General features: G+C 63.4%; 4 protein-coding genes and 1 pseudogene. 4 read left to right on the top strand and 1 reads right to left on the bottom strand.

Annotation, left to right across the window (positions count from 1 at the left end; translation table 11 throughout):
• Window positions 1–218: pseudogene (locus tag ACEN88_RS28305) on the top strand (hypothetical protein); the annotation flags it as partial.
• A gap of 24 nt (window positions 219–242) precedes the next feature.
• Here ACEN88_RS28305 and ACEN88_RS28300 read toward each other — a convergent pair.
• Entirely contained in the window at window positions 243–692 is a 450-nt protein-coding gene (locus tag ACEN88_RS28300) for a carboxymuconolactone decarboxylase family protein (protein WP_413345022.1), read from the bottom strand.
• A 165-nt stretch (window positions 693–857) separates the two neighbouring features.
• Here ACEN88_RS28300 and sigJ point away from each other — a divergent pair, with 165 nt between their 5' ends.
• From sigJ to ACEN88_RS28285, 3 genes are all read left to right on the top strand, one after another.
• The gene (gene sigJ, locus ACEN88_RS28295) at window positions 858–1733 is read left to right on the top strand and encodes an RNA polymerase sigma factor SigJ (RefSeq protein WP_413345020.1); all 876 of its coding nucleotides are present in this window, start codon (window positions 858–860) and stop codon (window positions 1731–1733) included.
• Between the two features lie 101 nt (window positions 1734–1834).
• The gene (locus ACEN88_RS28290; protein ID WP_413345018.1) at window positions 1835–2197 is read left to right on the top strand and encodes a hypothetical protein; all 363 of its coding nucleotides are present in this window, start codon (window positions 1835–1837) and stop codon (window positions 2195–2197) included.
• A gap of 42 nt (window positions 2198–2239) precedes the next feature.
• Window positions 2240–2911, top strand: a complete 672-nt coding sequence (locus ACEN88_RS28285; RefSeq protein ID WP_413345016.1) for a metal-dependent hydrolase — start codon at window positions 2240–2242, stop codon at window positions 2909–2911.
• Window positions 2912–2920: the final 9 nt, after the last annotated feature.

Raw genomic sequence — 2920 nt, 5'->3', positions numbered from 1 at the left:
CCTCGCTCGACTTCCTCCTGTTGACGCTCGGCGGGGGGTGCGTCGCGCGCGCGTGGAGCGAGCGCGAAGCCAGGCTCAAATGCCGGGGGCTGGCGCTAGCGGAATGGGGGGGCTGCGACGAACCCCTGCTGGCGGCGTGCACCTGCCTGTCATTGGTGCTGCCGGACGGTTACGCGGGTACCGTCGCGGTGCTGCCCGCGCCATGTCCGCAGCGCTGACGGTCCGTCGGCACCGGCGCCGTTTCAGGCCTTTGCGCGCGGTTTCAACCGGAAGCTGATGCCCATGCGATTGATCGCGTTCATGGCCGCGATCACGATCGTCAGTTCGACCAGGGCCTGTTCTCCAAACGCGGCCAATGCCGCCGCGTAGGCCGCGTCCGATGCATGGGTCTCGCTCACGCGCGTCACTTCCTCCGTCCACGCCAGGGCCGCCCGTTCCTCGTCCGAAAACAGATAGGCGGCTTCTTCCCATACCGGCACCAGTACAATCTTGTCGACGGACATCCCGTGTTTGATGAGATCGCGGGTATGGACGTCGATGCAATGTGCGCAACCATTCAATTGGGACGTCCTGAGGAAAACAAGGTGTATGAGTCCCGGTTCCAGACCCGAGCCCGTCGTTACGTAATGGTGGAGTGCTCCCAGCGCCTTGGCGCCTTCCTGCGACACTTGAAACCAGTTTGCGCGATTCATCGTGCGTTTTCCTTTCATGCGGTGATTGGTCATGCGGTTGGCAACCCTGCCCGCCGCTTTCCACAAGACGTGCGACCGCGCGCCGCCGTGACACACCGGACGGATCCGTCACAACGGTCGGTGCCGGATCGTCTAGTCAGTATTGTTCAAGTCCCTGGGGTAGCCATGAAGTCTGCCGACCTGCTTGTGTTCGAAGCATTACGCCCACGTCTTTTCCTGATTGCCTATCGTATGCTCGGCATGCGCGCCGACGCAGAAGACGTCGTCCAGGACGCCTGGCTGCGGTACAGCGCAAGCGTGCGTGACGACGTCAGGTCGGCCGAGGCCTGGCTGGTGACCATCACGACGCGACTGTCGATCGACCGCCTGCGCAGCCGGAAAACCGAGCGTGACGCCTACACCGGCTGGTGGCTTCCGGAACCCGTCGTCGAGATCGTCGAAGACACGCCCGAGGCCGCTGCCGAATTGGCCAGCGATGTCTCCGTCGCCATGCTCTGGGTGCTGGAACGGCTCACGCCGGAAGAGCGGGCCGCATTCCTGATGCGCAAAGTATTCGACCAGGATTATGGTGACGTCGCGGCCATGCTTGGCAAAAGCGAAGCCGCGTGCAGGCAATTGGTCCACCGCGCCCAGGAACGGATACGCCAGGAGAGTCCGCGTTTCACGGTCTCGAAGTCGATGCATCGCGTCGTCCTCGAACAATTCATGCAGGCGGCCGCCAACGCCGATCGCGCTGCGATGAAGACGCTCCTGTCGGCCGATGTCGAATTCCGGGCGGACGGCGGAGGAAAAGTGGAGTCCCTGCACAAGGTCCTCATCGGGACAGGACGCGTAGCAGGGCTGTATTGGGCGGTTGACAATGCGTTCCGCGATCGGGTTGTCTACAAGATGGCACGTGTGAACGGCGAACCGGGACTGGTTCGTTACATCGATGGGAAAGTCGAATCCGTGCAGTCGTTTTGCATTCACGACGGCACCATTTCGCGTATATATGTAGTGCGGAATCCAGACAAATTGCAGGGAATCCCTTTACTGCAGTAATGTTCGAGGCCGCGGCAGGTTTTCCTGAGTGCATGTATACTTGTGGCATTCGCGCATCGTCGCATTTTCTGCCGACGATGGCACAGCTTGCCTGAGTTCCAATGAAATTACGCCAACTTACCGTTTTCCTGGGTGGATACCTCGCGACCGTCGTCGTTCTTGCCCGCCTCCACAACAGCTTTTCCGGGATCGCCTCGACCGCCGTCATCGCCATCTGCCTCGCCATCGCGCTGCTGATCGGCTTCGCGGCCGGCACGTCGGAAACGGCTGCACGGCATAGCGCGGCGTTCGTGCTCGCCTCATTCTGCGGCGCGGTCACGATCCTGCTGTCGTTCTACGCGCGGACGGCCGGCGTCGCCCTCGTCGCCCTGCCTTACGTCTTCTTCTGGACGAACGCTGCCTGGCTGGGCTTGCAAGCGGCCCGGATCTGCCGGACCGCGTTGAACGCACCGTCGGCGCAGTAAGCAGTTCGATCCGCCAGCTTGCGGTTTGGGTAAGATTGCAGGATGGATAATCTCACCCACTCCGTCGTCGGCCTCGGCATCGGCGCGCTGATCGACCGCAGCGTGCCTGCCGAGCCCGCATCCGACGCGCAGCGCGTCCGCACGCGCCTGCTCCTCACCATCGGCTGCCTCGCCAGCAATTTCCCCGACCTGGACCTCGTGCTCACGAAGCTGCTCGAGGCACCGCTGGGCTATCTGTTGCATCACCGCGGCCATACGCACACATTGCTGGCGGCACTCGGCGAAGTTGCCTTGTTGCTGGGCCTGGTCTGGCTGCTGTGGCCGGCGGCGCGCGGACTGCTGCGCACCAGCCCGCGCGCCCGGTTCGCGGCGCTCCTGATGGCCTGCGTGGGCATGGTGCTGCACATCTCGATGGACGGACTCAACGTCTACGGCGTGCATCCATTCTGGCCGTTCGATGCGCGCTGGTATTACGGCGACCTCATCTTCATCGTCGAACCCGTGTTCTGGATCGCGTTCGGCATCCCGCTCGCCCTCATGGCGAGGGGACCGGTATGGCGCGGACTGCTGCTGGCCCTGCTGGTCGGCGTGCCCGTCGCCGTCACGTTCGCCGGGTTCCTGCAATGGGGTTCGCTGGCCGGGCTGCTGGCCCTCGGCGGCACCCTGGCGTGGGGGTGTGGTATAAACATATACGAGCCCACGAGACGGAGCTAACTGGCGGGT

The sequence above is a fragment of the Massilia sp. CT11-108 genome (genome assembly GCF_047302915.1).
In the GTDB taxonomy this organism is placed as follows: domain Bacteria; phylum Pseudomonadota; class Gammaproteobacteria; order Burkholderiales; family Burkholderiaceae_D; genus Telluria; species Telluria orientalis.
This window is presented reverse-complemented; position numbering and strand designations above follow the sequence as displayed.